General features: G+C 61.2%; 16 protein-coding genes. 10 read left to right on the forward strand and 6 right to left on the reverse strand.

The window, feature by feature from the left end; genetic code table 11:
• The first annotated feature begins 127 nt into the window (after positions 1-127).
• From SBC1_RS09125 to SBC1_RS09135, 3 genes are all read left to right on the forward strand, one after another.
• Positions 128-694: an ankyrin repeat domain-containing protein gene (locus tag SBC1_RS09125; RefSeq protein WP_165091180.1), complete on the forward strand. Its 567-nt coding sequence runs from the start codon at positions 128-130 to the stop codon at positions 692-694.
• A gap of 184 nt (positions 695-878) precedes the next feature.
• Positions 879-1,967 (forward strand): PRC-barrel domain-containing protein, encoded by a 1,089-nt coding sequence (locus SBC1_RS09130; protein WP_165091184.1) that lies wholly within the window; start codon positions 879-881, stop codon positions 1,965-1,967.
• A 14-nt stretch (positions 1,968-1,981) separates the two neighbouring features.
• Positions 1,982-3,265 (forward strand): MFS transporter, encoded by a 1,284-nt coding sequence (locus SBC1_RS09135; protein WP_165091188.1) that lies wholly within the window; start codon positions 1,982-1,984, stop codon positions 3,263-3,265.
• A gap of 55 nt (positions 3,266-3,320) precedes the next feature.
• On the opposite strand, the gene SBC1_RS09140 is transcribed toward SBC1_RS09135, so the two are convergent.
• The gene (locus SBC1_RS09140) at positions 3,321-4,532 is read right to left on the reverse strand and encodes a CaiB/BaiF CoA-transferase family protein (RefSeq protein WP_165091192.1); all 1,212 of its coding nucleotides are present in this window, start codon (positions 4,530-4,532) and stop codon (positions 3,321-3,323) included.
• Between the two features lie 194 nt (positions 4,533-4,726).
• Positions 4,727-5,668: a LysR family transcriptional regulator gene (locus SBC1_RS09145; protein ID WP_165091197.1), complete on the reverse strand. Its 942-nt coding sequence runs from the start codon at positions 5,666-5,668 to the stop codon at positions 4,727-4,729.
• Between the two features lie 164 nt (positions 5,669-5,832).
• On the opposite strand from SBC1_RS09145, the gene SBC1_RS09150 reads away from it, so the two are divergent.
• Both SBC1_RS09150 and SBC1_RS09155 read left to right on the forward strand, forming a co-directional pair.
• Positions 5,833-7,146 (forward strand): MFS transporter, encoded by a 1,314-nt coding sequence (locus tag SBC1_RS09150; RefSeq protein WP_241201909.1) that lies wholly within the window; start codon positions 5,833-5,835, stop codon positions 7,144-7,146.
• A 21-nt stretch (positions 7,147-7,167) separates the two neighbouring features.
• Entirely contained in the window at positions 7,168-7,911 is a 744-nt protein-coding gene (locus SBC1_RS09155; RefSeq protein ID WP_165091205.1) for an enoyl-CoA hydratase/isomerase family protein, read from the forward strand.
• 1 nt (position 7,912) lies between these two features.
• Here the strand turns inward: SBC1_RS09155 and SBC1_RS09160 are convergent, their stop codons facing one another.
• The gene (locus SBC1_RS09160; RefSeq protein ID WP_165093194.1) at positions 7,913-9,298 is read right to left on the reverse strand and encodes an FAD-containing oxidoreductase; all 1,386 of its coding nucleotides are present in this window, start codon (positions 9,296-9,298) and stop codon (positions 7,913-7,915) included.
• Between the two features lie 259 nt (positions 9,299-9,557).
• Here SBC1_RS09160 and aldA point away from each other — a divergent pair, with 259 nt between their 5' ends.
• The 4 genes from aldA (at position 9,558) to SBC1_RS09180 (ending at position 15,291) form a co-directional block, all read left to right on the forward strand.
• Positions 9,558-10,982, forward strand: coding sequence for an aldehyde dehydrogenase (gene aldA, locus SBC1_RS09165; RefSeq protein WP_165093198.1), 1,425 nt, complete (start codon positions 9,558-9,560; stop codon positions 10,980-10,982).
• A gap of 80 nt (positions 10,983-11,062) precedes the next feature.
• A complete protein-coding gene (locus tag SBC1_RS09170) occupies positions 11,063-12,394 on the forward strand; it encodes a nitrate/nitrite transporter (RefSeq protein ID WP_165987572.1) in 1,332 nt (443 codons plus the stop codon).
• Positions 12,391-13,608, forward strand: coding sequence for a mandelate racemase/muconate lactonizing enzyme family protein (locus SBC1_RS09175; protein ID WP_165091211.1), 1,218 nt, complete (start codon positions 12,391-12,393; stop codon positions 13,606-13,608). The genes SBC1_RS09170 and SBC1_RS09175 overlap by 4 nt, the downstream gene beginning before the upstream one ends.
• 18 nt (positions 13,609-13,626) lie before the next feature.
• Positions 13,627-15,291 (forward strand): GMC family oxidoreductase, encoded by a 1,665-nt coding sequence (locus tag SBC1_RS09180; protein WP_165091215.1) that lies wholly within the window; start codon positions 13,627-13,629, stop codon positions 15,289-15,291.
• Here SBC1_RS09180 and SBC1_RS09185 read toward each other — a convergent pair.
• Positions 15,258-16,154 carry a LysR substrate-binding domain-containing protein gene (locus SBC1_RS09185; RefSeq protein WP_165093201.1) on the reverse strand — a complete coding sequence of 299 codons (897 nt, stop codon included), beginning with the start codon at positions 16,152-16,154 and terminating at the stop codon, positions 15,258-15,260. The genes SBC1_RS09180 and SBC1_RS09185 overlap by 34 nt on opposite strands.
• Before the next feature lie 390 nt (positions 16,155-16,544).
• Here SBC1_RS09185 and SBC1_RS09190 point away from each other — a divergent pair, with 390 nt between their 5' ends.
• Positions 16,545-17,846 (forward strand): sodium:proton antiporter, encoded by a 1,302-nt coding sequence (locus SBC1_RS09190; RefSeq protein WP_165091218.1) that lies wholly within the window; start codon positions 16,545-16,547, stop codon positions 17,844-17,846.
• 116 nt (positions 17,847-17,962) lie between these two features.
• On the opposite strand, the gene SBC1_RS09195 is transcribed toward SBC1_RS09190, so the two are convergent.
• Positions 17,963-19,072, reverse strand: a complete 1,110-nt coding sequence (locus SBC1_RS09195) for a saccharopine dehydrogenase family protein (RefSeq protein ID WP_165091222.1) — start codon at positions 19,070-19,072, stop codon at positions 17,963-17,965.
• Between the two features lie 172 nt (positions 19,073-19,244).
• Complete coding sequence (locus SBC1_RS09200) at positions 19,245-19,706, reverse strand: Lrp/AsnC family transcriptional regulator (protein WP_031356349.1); 462 nt, start codon at positions 19,704-19,706, stop codon at positions 19,245-19,247.
• Positions 19,707-19,738 lie beyond the last annotated feature (32 nt).

The following is a 19,738-nucleotide window of genomic DNA, read 5'->3' on the forward strand; positions in this document are numbered from 1 at the left end:
CGTTGAAAGCTGATCGAACGCTGCACGCGGTACCAACCGGACATCGCTCGACCCGGCGCCTGCCTGCTACCCGGCATCGAACAGCGGCCGCGCCGCGCCCGTCCATGCAATCCTAATGGAGCCTCCCATGCAACCTGATTCACCCGCAGGCATTCCCGGTCAAAGCCAGGAGCCTTTGAGCGACGATCTCATCGATTTCGCGAGCGAGGTCTTCGACGTAGCCCGCCGCGGCGACGCCGCCATGCTCGACGCCTTGCTGCACAAAGGCCTGCCACCGAACCTGCGCAACGACAAGGGCGACACGCTCGTCATGCTCGCGAGTTATCACGGCCACGCCGACGCGGTGCGCGTGCTGCTCGAACACAAGGCGGACCCGAACCTGCGCAACGACAACGGCCAGACGCCGATCGCAGGCGCGGCGTTCAAGGGTTACAAGCCGGTCATCGAGGTTTTGCTGGAACATGGCGCCGACGTGGAAGGGGCATCGCCAGACGGACGCACGGCGTTGATGATCGCGGCCATGTTCAATCGACTGGAAATGGTGGAGTTCCTGATCGAAAAAGGCGCGAACCCCGACGCGAAGGACGCGAACGGTTTTACCGCACGCGACGCCGCCGCGAAAATGGGCGCGCCCGACACCGTCGCGCGGCTGGCGCAGGCGACCGAGGCAAAGTCACGTCCGCCGGGCGTTTGAGCGACACGGGACGAAACGGGACGAGACGAGCTGGGGCCGCACGAGCGCAACGGCTTCGCGCGCCGCTCGTCCGGTCCGGGTCGAACGTCACCCCGAACGTCCCCCCTAACCCACGCGCCGTCGATAACCCGTGCGACGGCGCACCAATTTCGTGAAGGCAGCCCTGCAACATGGAGCTCTTGTGATGAGTGGCGGTTTCCCGCTTCGAGCGTACGAATGGCACTGGCGAACAGTGGCCCGGACGCTTGCAATCCTCCTTGTCCTGGCGGTCATGTCGGGATGCAGCCTGTTCCCGCATCAAGCGCCCGCGCCGATCGTCGACTTGTCGACGCCGCAACCGCCCGTCGTGCCCGAGGTCGTGGAGCCGGAAGAGCCGGCATCGGCGCCGGTTGCCGCGCAGCCCCCTGTCGAGCCCAAAGTGCCGCACCCCGCACCCAAACGGCGTGTGTTTGTGCCGAAAAAACCACCGCCGCCACCGCCGCCGCCCGTGGAAGAAAAAGCGCCGCCGACGCCGCCTCCGTTGCTCACCACGCGCATCATGCAGCACGAGCAAGTGCGCGGTTTGCTCGACAGCGAGATCCAGCGTCCGGACGGCAAGGTGATCGGCCGAGCGGTGGACATGTACGCCGATGCCACCGGCAAGCCGAAGATCATGATCGTGAACCTGGCGGGTTTCCTGGGCGTGGGAGACCGCAAGGTGACCTTCCCGTGGACCGCGTTCCGCTTCAATCCGGCCACGAAAAAAGCGCCCATCACGTTCGCGCTGCCAACGCCCGGCAGCAATGCGGCATCGAATGCGGCAAAGGTGAAAACTCAGGACGCGTCGGCACGACCGGGTTCAGTCAACGACATTCCGCCGACGCTCGCTCAACTCATCGACTCCAATGTCTCGCAGAAAAGCGGCGCGCGGATGGGCCGCGTAGTCGACGTGCTGATCGATGCCGATGCGCAACCCCAGGCGCTCGTGATCGATCTCTCCGATTCCCTCGCCGCCGACAAGCGGCAAGTGGCCGCGAACTGGCCCGACCTGCATGTGGTCTCGCGCAACAAGGTAATGCAATTGCAACTGGATTTCACCGACGCACAGATCAAGGCCGCGCCAACTTACTCGCCCGATCAGCCGATCAAGATCGTTTCGCCCGTCGTCCCGCCACCGGAACCCGCCGCGTCGCCTGAGCCCGCTTCTGCTCCGGCCGTGGCTACGGCCTCCTCCGGCCCGGGGTCGGGTGCGAAAGCCAGTGCGGCAGCCGTTGCGCGCCCCTCGAAACAATGAGGACGATCTGAAATATGGGAATTGCACGAAGTCTGCGCGCGCTCGATTGGCTGAACTTCTTTGTCGCGAATGTGCAGACCGGCTTTGGGCCGTTCATCGCTTCCTATCTCGCCGCGAACAAATGGACGCAAGGCGAGATCGGGCTGATGCTGAGCGTCGGCACGATCAGCGCGATGGCGAGCCAGTTGCCGGCCGGCGCGCTCGTCGATGCGTTGCGCAACAAGAAAGGCGCTGCTGCCGCCGCAATCATCGCGATCATTGTGGCCGCGCTGTTGCTCGGCGCGAGCCCGACGTTTGTCGTCGTATTCGCGGCCGAAGTGCTGCACGGCTTTGCGAGTTGCATGCTCGTGCCCGCAATGGCCGCGATCTCGCTCGCGCTTGTCTCACGCGCCGATCTCGGCGACCGCCTTGGGCGAAATGCGCGCTGGGCATCGATCGGCAGCGCGCTGACGGCGGGGTTGATGGGGGTGTTCGGCGAGTACCTGTCGCTGCGATCGGTGTTCTTCTTGACGGCGGCGCTGGCGTTGCCCGCGCTCGTCGCGCTGAACATGATCCATCACGAGATGGCGCCTGTCGTGCCGCGCATGAAAAAAGCCGCGGCGAAGGCGGGGGCAAGTCTCGCTCAAGCGGTGAGCGCGGCCGGGGCCGAGCGGCCTGAGAGCCTGCGCGATCTGCTGCGTGATCCGCGGCTCTTGACCTTCGCGGCGTGCGTGGTGTTGTTTCACTTGTCGAATGCGGCCATGCTGAATCTCGCCGCCGGCGAAGTCACCGCGCACATGGGCGACAACGTTCAACTCGTGATCGCGGCGTGCATTATCGTGCCGCAGTTCATTGTGGCGGGGTTGTCGCCGTGGGTCGGGCGGCAGGCGCAAAGCTGGGGACGCCGGCCCGTGCTGATCATCGGCTTCTCGGCGCTGCCGTTACGCGCACTGCTGTTCGCCGCCGCGAGCAGCGCGGCCAGCCCTTACCTGTTGGTGCCGGTGCAGATGCTCGACGGTATCAGCGGCGCCGTGTTTGGCGTGATGCTGCCGCTGATTGCAGCCGACGTGGCCGGCGGCAAGGGCCGGTACAACTTGTGTATTGGATTCTTTGGGTTGGCAGCGGGCGTTGGGGCGACGCTGAGCACGGCGATTGCCGGGTTCGTGGCGGACAAGTTCGGCGTGAACACCAGCTTTTTTGGACTTGCCGCAGCCGGTGCACTGGCCGTGGCGTTGGTATGGCTCGCGATGCCGGAAACCCGCGATGCCGCCGCTAACGAAGCAGCCGCCAAGGAGAAGGAAGCGACCCCGGCGGTTTGACGAGCTTGAGTGAGCTTGAGCGCGCAGATAGAACGCGCCGCGCTTGGGGCAAGATTCAGCCCAGCGCGTGCTCATGTTGCAATACGACCTGCGATGCCAGCCACGCATCGATCTGGTCGTCTGAAAATCCATACTCGCCTAGCACGTCGATCGTGTGTTCGCCCAGCATGGGCGGTGGCATGCGAACCGAACCTTCGGTCATCTCGCTCATCCTGATCGCGCTCGCCACCTGCTTGAGCTGGCCTATCGTGCCGTGTGCGACTTCCTCGACCAGTCCGCAATGCATCACCTGCGGATCTGCAAACACGTCCGCGAGGTTGTTGATGGGACCTGCCGGAATGCCGAGCCGTCTCAGATCAGCGGTCCAATCGGCGCGTGTGCGCGTGCGCAGTTTTGTATCGATGATCTCTTTGAGCACCTCCCGGTGCTGCATGCGCTGCTCGTTGGTGACAAAACGCGGGTCGGACATGGTGTGCTCGAGCCCAAGCAGTTCGCAGAGCTTGACCCACATGTCCGGCGTGCCCGGCGCCAGGTTCAGCGCGCCGTCCTGCGCCTCGAATACTCCGTACGGCGCGATCACCGGATGATGATTGCCGGTCGGCTCGGGTATTTCGCCCGCGCTCAGATAGCGTTGACCTTGCACGCCCAGCATGGCGACCAGTCCCGACAAAAGTGAACTCTCCACGCGCTGCCCACGTCCGGTCTGTTGCCGGGAGAGCAGCGCGGCAAGGACGCCCATGGCGGTCCACATGCCGGCCGTCATGTCGCCGATCGCAATGCCCACACGCGTGGGCCCGGCGTCGGGCATGCCCGTCAGGCTCATGATGCCCGTGTACCCTTGCGCGACCTGATCGAAACCGGGCCACAACGCGGCCGGCCCCGTGCGGCCATAGCCGGTAATATTGCCGTAGACGAGCCTTGGGTTAAGCGCCGACAGCGTCTCGTACCCTAGTCCCATGCTTTCCATCGTGCCGGTCTTGAAGTTTTCCAGGACCACGTCGGCGGAAATGGCCATGTTGCGCAGCAGCTCGAGCGCGGCGGGCTTGCGAAAATCCACCGCCATGCCCCGCTTATTCCGATTGCACGACAGGTAGTAAGCGCTGATGCCGCCGGCAAACGGTCCCCAGGTCCTGACCATGTCGCCACTCGGCGCGGGCTCCACCTTGATTACGTCTGCACCGAGATCGCCGAGGATCATCGAACAAAACGGACCCGCGAGCGCGCGAGTAAGATCCAGCACCTTGATTCCCTGCAACGGCAATGCCATGTCCCCTCCGGATATCTACTTGTGAGTGCGCTGGTTTCGTCGATGTTTTTATCGACCAGCACACGATTGAAGCGCACAAGATAGACGGCCGTCGCGTAGATGAAAAATACGGATTGACGATGGATCAATCACATTGCGGTATGGAGCTGAAGCGCCGGGACAGTGCCGCACACCAGCCCGCTAGAACGGATGCTTCAGGTTTCGTCCAGCGCGGCCAGACTGCGAGCGCCCAGCCATGCGCCCGGCAGGAGACGGCGCTGCACGTCCTGGATGATCAGCCCCTGCACGATCTCGCCCGCCGGCGTAAGCGGCAGTGTTTCCGCATGACACAGCCACAGGTCCCGTTGCCATTCGTCACCGTCGAGCGGCGTGGCGATCAGCCGGCCGGACGCGACCTGTTCATGCACGGCGGACCAGGGCAATACGGTCGCGCCCACGCCTCGCTCGACCCATGAAACCAGCATGGACGTGGAGTTGACGACCGCGACGAGGTTGTAGTCGAGTTGCGCGGCCGCGAAGGCCCGATCCAGTTTTGTCCGGACAATATTCGGCGGGCTGATCAGCACCAGCGGCAGCCGCGCCAGTTCGGCGAGGCTGCATGTGGCGCCTATCCCCGCCATGTCCGGATGACGAATGAGGAACAACTGTTCGTTGAGCAACGGCGTGCGCGTGAGCCCGCGTACCGGCTGGTCGAGTACGACTACAGCCAGATCCACCCGGCCCAGCAAAACCAGTCCGTATAGTTCCGACGACGAACTCTCCGTCAGCTCCAGGATGATGCCCGGGTAGTGAGCGCGAAGCTCCTGAACTACGTCGATTGCAATCAGGTGCGCGGTGCTGTGAGGCATGCCGACCACAACCGTCCCGTTCGGCTGGCGCGCGTGCTGCGAGAGCAGCAGCTTCGTGTTGTCGGCCTGACGCACGAGACCTTTGGCATGCCGGTAAAGCAACTCCCCCGAGGGCGTCACCTTCACACCCTGCACGCTGCGGCTGAACAGGCGCACGCCCAGCTCTTCTTCCAGGTTCTTGATATGCAGGCTCAACGCGGGCTGCGCGATACATAAGGTCTCGGCTGCGCGCGTAATGCTCCCTGACTCCACGATCGACAGGAAATACCGCAACTGCTTCAGGTCCATCGATCACTCCCTCGACTCCATCGTCCATAACAAAATCACTATGGATGGATCGTAATTCAATATTTCCACGATGTCGCGCGCGCCGCTTATATTGCCCCTGGGCCGATGCAAGGACGTCTCTGCGCCGCTGCACGGACCCGATAAAAATAGCAAAGGAGACAGGAGTGAACACATCGAGTCGCGCCATTGGCGAAGTGCTGCCGCTTAAAACGAGGCTCAATCGCGAGCAGATCATCGGGTTCTGGGCGGCATGGTCGGGGTGGACGCTCGATGGCATGGACTCCGTGATTTTTGCGCTGGTGCTCGTGCCGGCGTTGAAGGAGTTGCTGCCGTTGTCGGGCTTTGCGGCTACGCCGGGCGTTATCGGCCTGGCCGGGTCGCTGATGTTTGCGTTGTTCCTGGTGGGCTGGGGTTTCTCGTACATCTGGGGGCCGCTTGCGGACCGCTTCGGCCGGGTACGCGTACTTGCCGCCACCACGCTGTTCTATGCGGTTTTTACAGGACTCGCGGCTGTCTCGCATAACGTCTGGGAGCTCGCGATCTTTCGTTTTCTTGCGGGAGTCGGCGTGGGCGGCGAGTGGGCGCTGGCCGGTACCTATGTGGCGGAAGCGTGGCCCGAAGACCGGCGGCGAGCCGGCGCGGGATATCTTCAAACAGGGTATTACGCAGGATTTTTCCTCGCCTCGGCGCTCAACTACACCATCGGTACGCACTATGGCTGGCGTGTCATGTTCCTGTGCGGCTTGCTCCCCGTCGTGGTTGCGCTGTACACCCTGCTCAAGGTTCGCGAACCGCGCAAATGGAAACGCACGCATGGCGACGCGCCCGCTTCGGCACCTAGCAAGGGGCCTTTACGCGATATTTTCTCCAAGCCCTACAGGCAGCGGACGATCGTTAATTCAGTGCTGGTGACTGTCGCCATTCTCGGGCTCTGGGGCGGCTCGATCTATCTGCCGACAGCCGTCATCCAGTTGGCGGAGCGGCAAGGATTCGACGCCATCACCGCAATCAAACTGGCCTCCGCGACCACGGCCATTTATTCGATCGGCACGATTATTGGTTGCTTGATATTGCCCTTTCTCGCCGATCGATATGGTCGCCGCCCTACGCTCGCCGCTTATTACGCAACGGCCGCGCTGTTCCTGGTTGCAGGATTTGGCTGGGCGTTCTACCTTCATTCAGGACTCTTTCCGTTCATGGCGCTGTCGTTTTTCATCGGCCTGGGCGGGGGTAACGCGGCCATGTATGCGCTATGGCTACCCGAGCAGTATCCGACCTCGATCCGCGCTACCGCATTTGCTTTTTCGACATCGATAGGACGGTTTTTCGCAGCGGGCGTCAGCCTTTGCCTGGGCGTCGCGGTGAGCCATTTTGGAACGCTCGGCATACCTATTGCATTGACCGCATCCATATTCGTTGTTGGAATCATCACGCTGCGATGGGCAATTGAAACACGCGGCGCACCCTTGCCCGACTGATCTTTGGCACACTGAAAAAACATGACGAATACCAGCACCACCTCAGGCTTTTCCTGTTCGCGGCACGAGGGCGTTGTCACGATCCAGCTCACGCGTGTTGAGCAACATAACCGTATCGATCCCGCCGATCTGGCCGGACTCCGCGAAACGATTGCATCGGCGGCAAACGATGAAACCGCCATAGCACTGGTCGTCACAGGAACCGGCTCGACCACGTTCAGTTCGGGTTATACGTTGTCGGCGCTGGCCGAGGGCAATATCGACGATTCGTTCGAAAGCTTCCTGAACGAGCTGGAAGCCTGCCCGTTGCCCACGGTCTGCGCGCTCAACGGCAGCGTGTATGGCGGTGCAACGGATCTTGCGCTGTGCTGCGATGTGCGCATCGGCGTAGAGGGCACGCGCATGTTCATGCCGGCCGCGCGCATTGGTTTGCATTATTACCCCGACGGCATGCGTCGATACGTCCGTGAGTTGGGGCTTGCTCAGGCAAAGCGGCTCTTTCTTACGGGCATGACACTGCACGCGCCCGAGATGCTGTGCATCGGCTTCCTGACCGAGCTCGTCAAACCCGAGCAACTGAACTCGCGCACGGCAGAATACATCGATGCACTTCGCGCTTGCGTGCCAGAAACCGTGCGGTCAATGAAGCGTCAACTGACCGCTATCGCCGAGGGCGACGCCACGCTCAGCGCAGACCGAACCGCGTATGAGCGTTCGCTTCAAAGTCCGGTTATCGCTGAACGCATCAAGCAGCGCCGGGCCTGAATCATTTCAACGGTTCAAGCATGCCCAGCAACGTGGGAATCAACTCGCTGACGGTCGGATGAATATGCATCGCGCGTTGCAGCGTGGTGTACGGCGCATCGGCATTCATGATGTCGATGAACGTATGAATGGCTTCATCGGCCTCAATACCGAGCATGGCCGCGCCGAGGATCTTCTTCGTTTCGGCATCGACCAGCACCTTCATGAAGCCGTCCGTCTCGCCGCGTTCGCGTGCCCGGCCGACGCGCGACATCGGCATGGTCGCGATCAGCGCGCTCCGTCCGTCCTTGCGAGCTTCCGTCTCGCTCATGCCCACGCGCGCGAACGGCGGATCGACGAAAACGGCGTAACACATGATGCGCGAATCCACGCTCCGTTTTTCTCGGTCCACCACATTCGACGCGATGATTTCATAATCGTTGTACGACGTATGCGTGAATGCGCCGCGTCCATTGACGTCACCGAGCGCCCAGACGCCTTCGATCGGGGTACGAAGCTCTCCATCCACATCGATCAAACCGTGCTTGTTCAACACGATGCCAGCCGCCTCCAACCCAAGGTCATCGGTGTTTGGCGTGCGCCCCGTCGCGAACAGCAAATGCGACGCATCAATGTGCTTCTGGTCCTTCAGCGTGATCCGAATCCCCTTGCCTGCCGGTTCGAGCTTCGACGCCTCGGTGTTGAATAAAAACTCCACGCCCTCCCGCGACATGACCTTCTGGATCTGAACAGCAAAGTCCTTGTCCTCACGCGCCAGTATGCGATCGCCTCTCACGAGCACGGTCACGCGACTGCCGAAACGCCGGAACATCTGCGCGAATTCCAGTGCGATATAACTTCCGCCGACAATCGCCAGATGCTCCGGCAACTCGGTCAATTCGAGGATGGTGCTATTCGTAAGATGTGAAACACTGGCCAGCCCTTCGACTTCGGGCACGGTTGCACGCGTGCCCGTATTGATGAAGATTGCGTCCGCGTCGATCTCTTGTTGCTGGCCGTCGGGGCCTGTCACGCTGATCGAATGTGTCCCTGTGAACCGGCCGTGACCATTGAACACCGTCACGCCTTGCGTGCTGCGCAACCATTTCTCCACGCCGTTGCGTGACTGCGCGATCACATCGTCCTTGCGCGCCTTGACCCGTGCCAGATCCACCCGCACCTCGCCTTCCACGATCACGCCGTAGTCGTCCGCATGACGCGCGACGTGCGCCGCCCGCGCGCTTGCCACGTAGGTCTTGGTCGGCGTGCAGCCCACGTTCACGCAGGTGCCGCCGAACAAATGCCGTTCGATCACGGCGGTCCGCCGGCCGCTCTCGGCCAACTTGACGGCCAGCGGACCACCGCCCTGTCCGGTGCCGATCACGATAGCGTCGAAGTGCTGCGACATCTGCTGTGACATGCGAGTCTCCCAGTGAATGGTCAGGCCAAATCAACGTGGAACAGTGAATAACAGTGAACAAACAGGGCGTTTTTGCATGGTAGTTCGCCGTCAGCTATCGCGCCACATCAATACGCTCGCCTTTCAGTGCGTTTTCCGCATGGGCGGGTCGAGTTTTAATCGCTTGTGGCCGAGTGTCACGCCCGATAAAACTACCGCCATTCACGTCGCGGATAACCGCGGCGCTTCACCTTTCCTGGCAATCACGATGCGCACCTACCGTAATTTTATCGATGGCCGTTTTGTCGAGCCGCAATCCGATTCTTTTTCCGATGTCGATAACCCCGCGACCTCGGGCATCATCGCGCGTGTCGCGCTGGCTTCGCAGGACGACGCGCTGAGCGCGGTGGAAGCGGCTTCGCGTGCGCAGAAAAAGTGGCGCGCCCTGTCGGCGATCGAGCGCGGAGAACATCTGCGCCGTTTCGCCGATGCCATCGTTGAGCGCGCCCCGCAGATTGGCGCGGCGCTCGCGCTGGAGTCCGGCAAGAGCGTGGCCGATTCGGAGAACGAAGCCCGCTACGCCGCCGACATCACGCGGTATCACGCGGAATGGGCGCGCCGGATTGAAGGCGAAGTCATTCCCAGCGATACCCCGAACGAAAATCTCGTGCTGCATCGTGAACCGATTGGCGTGGTGGCCTGCCTGATCCCGTTCAACTACCCGGTATACACGCTTCTGCGCAAGATCGCGCCCGCGCTGATCACGGGCAATACGGTGGTTGTACGGCCGAGCAATAACACGCCGGCGTCCGCATTCGAGATTGCCGAAGCAGCGCTTCAGGCAGGTCTTCCCGCAGGCATTTTCAACGTGCTCGCGATGGACCACGCCACTGCAGGCACGGTCTGCACGCACCCGGCAGTCGGCATGATCACGTTGACCGGCAGCGTGAATGCCGGGCGCATCGTGCTCGATTATTGCAAGACGAACATAGCGAAGCCATCGCTCGAACTCGGTGGCAAGGCGCCTGCGATCATCGAGCCCGACGCCGATCTTGAAGCGGCAGCAAGCGCTATCGTGGCGTCAAAGACCACGCATTGCGGGCAATTGTGTACGGCAATGGAACGCGTGTATGTCCACGCCAGCGTGCATGATCGTTTCGTCGAATTGCTGCGCGCGAAGATGCATGCGGTCAGCTTCGGCGATCGCTCGCAAGATGCATCGAAGATGGGCCCGCTCGTCAGCCGCTCGGCGCAGCGCAACATTCATGCGATGGTCGAGCGCGCCGTCGCCGAAGGCGCAACCATTGCCACAGGTGGCGTGTTGCCCGAAGGCCCTGGCTATTTCTATCCGGCAACGCTGCTGGTCAATTGCCGCCACGACATGGAAATTGTCCGCGAAGAAATCTTCGGACCGGTGCTGCCGGTGATCTCGTACGACACGCTCGACGACGCCCTCGCGATGGCCAATGACCATCAATACGGTTTGTCTTCCGTGCTTTATACGGAGAACTACCGCACCGCGATGCGCGTGGCCAACGAGATTGAAGCCGGCGAACTGTACGTGAACCGCACGCCCGCTGATCCGTACCAAGGCTTTCACGCCGGCTGGAAACGCTCGGGCCTCGGCGGGGATGACGGCAAGCACGGCATGCTCGAATTCACGCAGACGCGTCTCGTCGTCATGAAGTACTGACGCCTCGATTCAACACCTCAACCCCTACTCGAACATCTATAAAAACGGCGCTCGTGGCGAGCAGCCGAAGGAGACTTCTTATGGAAAAGACCTTGACCGGCATCACGCCGCCAATCGCCGATACAACGCGTGCGCAGCGATACATGCAGCTTATGCTGCTGGTGATTGCCGCGGGCGCGATCTATCCGTTGCTGTATTTGCGGCAGGTCTACCAGACGCCAATGCTCGAGTTTTTTCGTATCGACAATAGCCAGCTTGGTTATCTGTATTCGATACTCGGCACCGTTTTCCTGATCAGCTATTTACCGAGCGGCTGGCTTGCCGACCGCATCGCGCCGCGTTTCCTGATCTGCTTCTCGTTGATTGCGACCGGCGCGCTAGGACTGGTCTATTCGACAGCACCCAGCTTTCCCGTTTTGCTCGCCGTGTTCTGCTGCTGGGGACTGACCACGGGCCTGACCTTCTGGGCGTCTATCCTGAAGCGCGTGAAGATGATCGCCGCGCACGACGAACAAGGCCGCTTTTTCGGCTTGCTCGACGGCGGACGCGGCTTGATTGAAGCGTTGCTCGCGACTGTCGCGCTGGTGATCTTCGCCACCGCCACGGAGAAGCACGGCCTGCCGACTAACGTAGGCTTCAAATACGTCGTCTACTTGTATTCGGCTGTCTGTATCGGCTTGGGATTGTTGATGGTGCTGGTGAAAGAGCCGCCCGCAACGGCGCAGGAACAACAGCAAGCTGCAGACAATCTCAAGCAACACCATTCGCTGTGGCGCGATCTGCTCACGCTGATGCGCATTCCGCAACTCTGGCTGATGGCGGCCGTTGTGTTCTGCGGTTATCAGATCTTCTGGGCAACCTATAGCTTCTCCGCTTATCTGCAAGTCGGCGACCTTAAGATGACCGTGGTCATGGCCGGGACGCTCACCACGCTCAAGCTCTGGATGCGTCCGATTGGCGGCATTGGCGGCGGTTATCTCGGTGATCGTTTCTCCACGCTTGGCGTGTTGACCAGCGCGCTGTTTCTCGCGGCGCTCGGGCTGGTCGCACTGGTCGTGCTGCCTACGCTCGGCAATATCAATCCGCGTGTGGGCGTGACGATGATCGCCGTGGTGGTTCTGGTGATCGGCATCCTGACGTACGCCATTCGCGGGCTCTATTGGTCGCTGCTCGACCAATGTGGTATTCCGCTGCGTATAACGGGCCTGGCGATTGGTCTCGTTTCGTTGGTCGGTTATTCGCCCGACGTGTTCCTGCCGCTCGTGAACGGCTGGACTACTGAGCATTTCCCCGGCCTCCTCGGCTACCAGTTCTATTTCTCTTACATCGCTGCGATCAGCGTGATTGGCGGCATTGCCGCACTCGCGCTCAAGCGTATGCACAAGACCGTTGCAAAGGACGCCCTCCAATGAAAATCGTCTCTCTCGAAACGCATTTCGTCGCTGTGCCGCCGCCGCATTTGGGCGGCATGTACTGGATCTTCGTGAAGCTGGAAACGGCTTGCGGAATTGAAGGCGTGGGCGAAATCTATTCGGCGACGTTCCATCCGAAAGCGATGGCACACATTATTGACGACGTGTTCGGACGGTATCTGCAAGACCACGATCCGCATCACGTAGAGCGTTTTTTCCGCGAAGCGTATTCGAGCGGCTTCACGCAACGCCCCGACCTCACGATGATGGGCGTAGTCAGCGGCCTGGAAATGGCGTGCTGGGACATCATCGGCAAGGCTGCGGATAAGCCGGTGTATGAATTGCTGGGCGGTTTGGTCAATGAACGGCTGCGCTCGTACACGTATCTGTATCCGAAGAATGCCGCAGGCGAATACGACTACGACGACGTCGATCTCGCCGCCGAGTGCGCCGTGCAGAATGCGGATCGCGGCTTCACCGCGGTCAAGTTCGATCCCGCCGGTCCGTACACCGCGTACTCGGGCCATCAGCTTTCGCTCGACGTACTCGAGCGCTGCGAGAACTTCTGCAAGCGTATTCGCGAGGCGGTTGGCAATCGATGCGACCTGCTGTTCGGCACGCACGGGCAGATGGTGCCGTCGTCCGCTATCCGTCTCGCGCAACGCCTGGAAAAGTACGATCCGCTCTGGTTCGAAGAGCCCGTCCCACCCGGTCAGGAAGACGCCATGGCGCAAGTCTCCCGACATACCAGCATCCCCATTGCGGCAGGTGAACGGCTCACGACCAAGTATGAGTTCTTCAAGCTGCTGCAAGCGGGCGCGGCGTCTATTTTGCAATTGAATGTCGCGCGCTGCGGCGGCTTGCTCGAAGGCAAGAAGATCGCTGCGCTCGCCGAAGTTTATTACGCACAGATCGCACCGCATTTGTACAACGGGCCCATTGGCGCTGCCGCCAGCATCCAGCTCGCCGCCTGTACGCCCAACTTCCTGATCCAGGAAAGCATTGGCACATGGGACGGTTTTCATGCCGAGATTCTCAAGACGCCGATTCAATGGGAAGACGGTTATATCGTGCCGTCGAAAGCGCCGGGACTGGGCGTGGAATTGAATATGGACGTCGTACGAGCCCATTCTCCTTACACCGGCGATCGTCTGCATCTGCAGATGGCGTCCAAGCCTGCCGATGTCCGGGATTCCTCTCCGGCCAAAGGCTGAGGCCGAGTACATAACATCATGACTTACGACTACATCATCGTCGGCGCAGGATCGGCCGGTTGCATTCTCGCCGAGCGGCTGTCCGCGTCGGGGCAATACTCCGTGCTCGTGCTCGAAGCGGGTGGCAAGGCCGACTCGTTCTGGTTCAAGATTCCAGTCGGGTTTGCCAAGACCTACTACGATCCGGGCTGCAACTGGATGTATTACACCGAGCCGGAAGCAGAGTTGGCGGACCGGAAAATCTACGCGCCGCGCGGCAAGGTGCAAGGCGGCTCCGGCTCCATCAACGCGATGATCTACGTACGCGGCGCACCCCGCGATTTCGACGACTGGGCGGCCGCTGGCAACGCAGGCTGGTCGTATAAAGACGTGCTGCCGTATTTTCGCAAGCTGGAAACCCACGAGGCCGGGGACACTGCCGTCCATGGCGCGAGCGGCCCGATCCATGTTACGTCGATGAAACGCGGCATTCACGCGATCACGCAGCACTTCCTCGATGCCTGCGATCAGATGCGCATTCCGCGCAACGACGACTTCAACGGCGCGAAGATCGAAGGCGTCGGCGTCTACGATGTCAACACGCACAAGGGCCAGCGCGCGTCGAGTAATGTGGCGTATCTGGAACCGGCGCTGAAGCGCTCGAACGTGCACATAGAACACCACGCGCTGACCTCGCGCTTACTGTTCGACGGACTGCGTGCCAAGGGGGTTGAGGTATCGCAGAACGGCGTCAAGAAGACTTTCCACGCTACGCGCGAAGTGCTTTTGTGTGCGGGTGCGGTGGACACTCCGAAGCTGCTGCAACTCTCAGGCATTGGCCCGAAGGAATTGCTCGCGCGCCACGGGATTCCCGTCCTGCATGCGCTGCCCGCCGTCGGCCAGAACCTGCAGGATCATCTCTGCGCAAGCTACTACTATCGCGCGAACATGCCTACGCTGAACGGTGACTTCGGTTCACTGATCGGCAAGCTGAAACTCGGTCTGCAGTACCTGCTGACACGCAAGGGGCCGCTTGCCATGAGCGTGAATCAGGCCGGTGGTTTCTTCAGCACCGACCCGGCCAGCCCGCTCGCGAACCTGCAGCTTTACTTCAATCCGTTATCGTATCGGATTCCTAAATCAAACCGCTCGCAGCTCACGCCCGAACCGTATCCCGGTTTCCTGCTCGCGTTCAATCCGTGTCGCCCTACAAGCCGCGGATCGATCGAGATCGCGTCCGCCGATGCGAAGGATGCCGCGTTGATTCACGCGAACTATCTGACGACGCAAAAGGATATAGATGAAGTGATCCAGGGTAGCCGGCTGATCCGCTCGATCATGCAGGCCCCGGCGTTGCGCGCGGTTACCGTGGAAGAAACGCTGCCGGGCACGTCAGTCGTGCCCGATAACGACGACGCCGCCATGCTGCAGTATTTCCGCGAGAACAGCGGCTCGATCTATCACCTGTGCGGATCGTGCGCGATGGGCCCGGACCCCCAGACCGCGGTAGTCGATGAACGTCTGCGCGTGCATGGCACCGAGGCTTTGCGCATTGTCGATGCGTCCATTTTCCCGAACGTCACGTCCGGCAATATCAATGCCCCCGTGATGATGGTGGCGGAAAAAGCCGCGCAAATGATTCTCGACGATGCCGCCGCGCCAAGTTTTGTTCAACGCGAAGCGCTTGCCGCCGCTTCGGCCTGAAGCCATTGCTGGAATAGCCGCTGCGTCCCGCTTGCACGCTGCTCGGGACGCAGCACGAACCAGTACGACTGGCGCCCTTCCACCTCCACGTCCAGCACCTGCCGCAATTGCCCGGACGCCAGTTCGGCCGCGATCATGTGGCGATCGGCAATGGTAATGCCCATGCCGTCGATAGCGGCTTGTATCGATAAATCGAGCAGGTCGAATTCGTGACCGTTGTCGGTGTCCACGCCTTCAATACGCGCGGCGTCCAGCCAGTGCTGCCACGTCAGGTACCGCTGATCCTCGCCCGATAAAACATGCAGCAAGGTGAAGCGGTTCAGATCCACCGGCGCATCCACACCTTCACGATCCAGCAACGCGGGCGACGCCACCGCAATATGCCGCTCGTGCATCAGCAAGGTACTTTCAAGGTTATTCCATTCGCCATCGCCAAAACGCACCGCGCAGTCGAGCCGGTTCGAATCCGTGATGCCATCGTCCACCCGCGTGGTGATGCTCAGGTCGAGTTGCGGAAACGCCTGGCGCAGGCGCCCGAGGCGGGGCACCAGCCAGCGCGCGGCAAAGGTCGGCGGAACGTTGATACGCAAGCGGTTGACGTCATTTTTCTGGCTGATCGCGCGGACCGTCAGTTCGATCTTATCGAAGGATTGCTGCAACGCACGCAGCAGCACGCGGCCGCTGGGTGTCAGCACGAGATGCTGATGACGACGGGAAAACAGGGTTTCGCCGAGTTGCTCCTCAAGTTGCCGGACCTGCCGGCTGACCGCGCTTTGCGTCACGTTGAGCAGTTCGGCTGCACGGGTGAAGCTGCCGGTGGTACCGGCGGCCTCGAAGGCTTTGAGCGCATTCAGCGCGGGCATTTTACGTTTCACGATGATCTGGACGGTTCGTTTGGCTCGCGACATGCCGGCGTGCAGCGAGCGGGTACGCGCGATTCTACTTAGCCGGCAGCCCGGACTGTGTCGAATGATGATCTCGTCACCGCGTTGGCGCCCTGCTGGCGCATCATTGTGCCCGAGCAGGATCATTGCACGTCGCGCCGGTGCGCGCGCGTCGCCACCGCATTGACCAACGAAGCTCGATGCGTTGCACGTGATGAAACTCCGCCGTCAACTGGCATCGTATGGAGGCATCTCGATCGGGCAGCCGCTTCCTCCACACCCTCGGCCGGCCGCTCAAAATCGCGCTGGCGTGTAACGTGGCACGCCCCTTGCTCCTAATCGCGTACGCTGCATTCACCTCAGGCTCTCATGACCGAAACGATATGGTTTCTCGTCGTTGGCGGTGTTCTCATTTCCATGGGGCTTGCCAGTTCGACGTTCAAACACCTGCCGATCAGCACCGCCATGGTGTATCTCGCCATCGGTTTCGGGCTGGGTCCGTTTGGCATCGGCCTGCTGAAGATCGATCTGCTGGGCGACGCAACCCTGCTGCGCAGGATTACCGAAGTCGCCATGCTTGTGTCGCTGTTCGCGATCGGGCTGCGCCTGCGCGTGCCGCCCACCGACCGCATCTGGTTATTGCCCGTGCGCCTCGGCATTGTCGCGATGGTGGCTACGGTCGCCATCATGACCCTTGCCTGCGTCTATCTGCTACACATGAGTTGGGGACCCGCGTTACTCATTTCCGCGATGCTCGCCCCCACCGACCCCGTGCTCGCCCATGACGTGCAAGTGCAGGTTCCCGGCGATGTCGACTTGCTGCGCTTTTCGCTCACCGGCGAAGGCGGTTTGAACGACGGCATCGCGCTGCCGTTTGCGTTGCTGGGTATCGCGGTATGTAACTACGAGGCGTCGCCGAAGCAAGCGCTGAGCTGGCATTTCGCAAGCGATGCCCTCTGGGGTGTCGCCGGTGCGTTGGCGGTAGGCTGGGTACTGGGAGACCTCGCGGTGAGGCTGATTGCGTGGTTGCGCACTCACCACGGGCTGGCCCTTGGGCCTGAGGGTTTTTATGCGCTGGGCTTAATTGCCCTCGCGTACGGCGTCGCCGAATCGATCCACACGTATGCGTTCCTGGCCGTGTTCGCCGCGGGCCTCGCAATGCGGCGCGTCGAGCAAAAGGCCAGCGGTGACAAGTCGGCGCATGAAGCGGTTGGCGTCATCGATACCGAGGACGTTGGCGCAACCGCCTCCGATCCGGACCGTGCGCATGCATTTGTCGCGGAACGGGTGCTCGGTTTCACGATAGAACTCGAGCGAATCGCGGAGGTAGCGGTCATGCTGATGGTGGGCAGCGTGCTCGCCAATGTCTGGGGTCGGCTGTTTACGTGGCAAGGCGCTGCCGTGATCGGATTGCTGTTTTTCGTGGTGCGGCCGCTATCGGTGCAGGCTTCGTTGCTTGGGTCATCGGCGACGCGCTCGCAGCGGCTGCTCACCAGTTGGTTCGGGATTCGCGGCGTTGGGTCGTTTTATTACCTGATGTACGCGCTGGAGCATGCGCCCCGCAGCGCTGCTGAACCGCTTGCGCCGTTGGTGTTGGGAGTCATCGCGGCGTCGGTGATCCTGCATGGCATTACATCGACGCCGCTGATGAATCGATACGGGAGAAGTTGATCTACCGGTTCAATGGTTAGGTCAGGCAAAAAAGATCAGTGACCGCTCACTTCGCCCCGCGCTCCAAACCAGCGGACCGCGGGGCATCACCGAGAGCGAAAAACCAGCCGCAAGGATCAGGCAGCCTGGAGTTGGCGGACCACGCCCAGCGCGCTCGCGCCCTCGTACAATTGTCCAAACCGATTCGCCAGGAACGCTTCCAACGGCACCTGCTCCTGCCGAATAAAACCGCTCTGCGGCAACACGCCTTCACGGAACAGATCCAGCTCGGCGCAGATCGCGCCGGCAGTCGTGATCTGGATCGCGCTCATTGGCACGCCGCATACGTTCTTCGCGAAGATCTTGCGCGTGAATACATCCTGTACGAGACGGCCATCGCGCATTCCCGTTGCTGTGACGAATACCAGCACCACGTCTTGCGCTGTGGCCGGCACCGCACGTCGCAACATCGCCTTCAATCCGTCACGGTCACTCGACATGCGCAAATCGTCGAGCAGGAACTTCATCAGCTCGCGATGCCCGGGATAACGCACCGACTTGTAATCCAGCGTCTCCACCTTGCCGGCCAGCGTTTCGCACAGCGTACCAAGGCCACCCGATGTATTGAACGCCTCGTACTCGGTGCCATCGAGTGAAAAATGCTCAAGCCCTTCCAGCGGCTGCACCCATTGCGTGGTGCCGTCGCGGATAGCCTCGCACGGCTGGCAATACTCGTTGATCAACCCATCAATGCTCCAGGTCAGGTTGTATTTCAACGCGTTGGTCGGGAATTCAGGCAGCGCGCCAACCCGCATCTTGACCTCGCGCACCTCGGCAAAACGCTTGGCCAAGTCGTGCGCCACGATGCCGATGAACCCCGGCGCCAAGCCGCATTGCGGCATGAAGGCATGGCTGGAGTCGTCGGCGATCGCGCGGATCGCATGCGTCGCCCGCACGTCCTCAGTCAGGTCGAAGTAATGCACGCCAGCCGCTTTCGCCGCCGTTGCGACCGTCACGGCGAGGTAATACGGCATCGCGTTGAGGAGTGCATCGAAACCTTGCAGCGCGAGACGCAGCGCATTCGCCTCGGCGGAATCGACACGGCGGGTGGCAATACCCTGCGCTTCAAGCAGGTCGAGCGCGTGGGCATCGCGGTCGAAAACGACTACGTCGTAGTCGCCGGTTTCACGCAGCAAATGAGCAATGCTCTGGCCAATCAGGCCGGCGCCGATGAGGGCTATTTTCATGTTTATCTCCTTGATGGGCGGTCGAGAGGCAATCTCCGACCACCAGTTTAGGAGCGCATGAATATTGATAAAAGACACAAAATGATGCGAATCGACTATCTATTTCGACGTTTTGACGACTCTGCGAGGCAAATTGTATTAATTCACTCACCAACCCTGCCGAACGGACTTCTTAACCCAAGCCGCCACGATCCACCTTGCGGGCAAGAATGATCGATGTCGTCGTGCGTTCGACGCCCTCTAGTCCACCGATTTCATCGAGCAGATCGTTCAGCCGGTCAGGGGAATCCGCTCGCAGCCACGCGACATAGTCGAACTCTCCGCTCACTGCACAGAGCAGTTGCATCTCGGGCATCCTGGCGAAGCGCTTCTGCACGTCGCGACCATACTTCGGCGCCAGCTTGATGCCCACGTAGGCCTGGATACTGGCATCGAGCACGTCTTGTCCCAAGCGGACGCCATAGCCTGCTATCACGCCGGTCTTTTCAAGCCGCGCAAGCCGGGCGATCACCGTCGTGCGCGCAATACCGAGTTGACGCGCAAGTTCGGACACGCTTTCGCGGGCATTCACCTGCAAAGACGCAACAAGGTTCCGGTCGATGTCGTCGAGCTGATCGAGGCGCGGCGGTCGCATGGGGCGTGGTCCTTTGTTTGATTTTGTTTGAG

This window comes from Caballeronia sp. SBC1, assembly GCF_011493005.1.
Classification (GTDB): Bacteria; Pseudomonadota; Gammaproteobacteria; order Burkholderiales; family Burkholderiaceae; genus Caballeronia.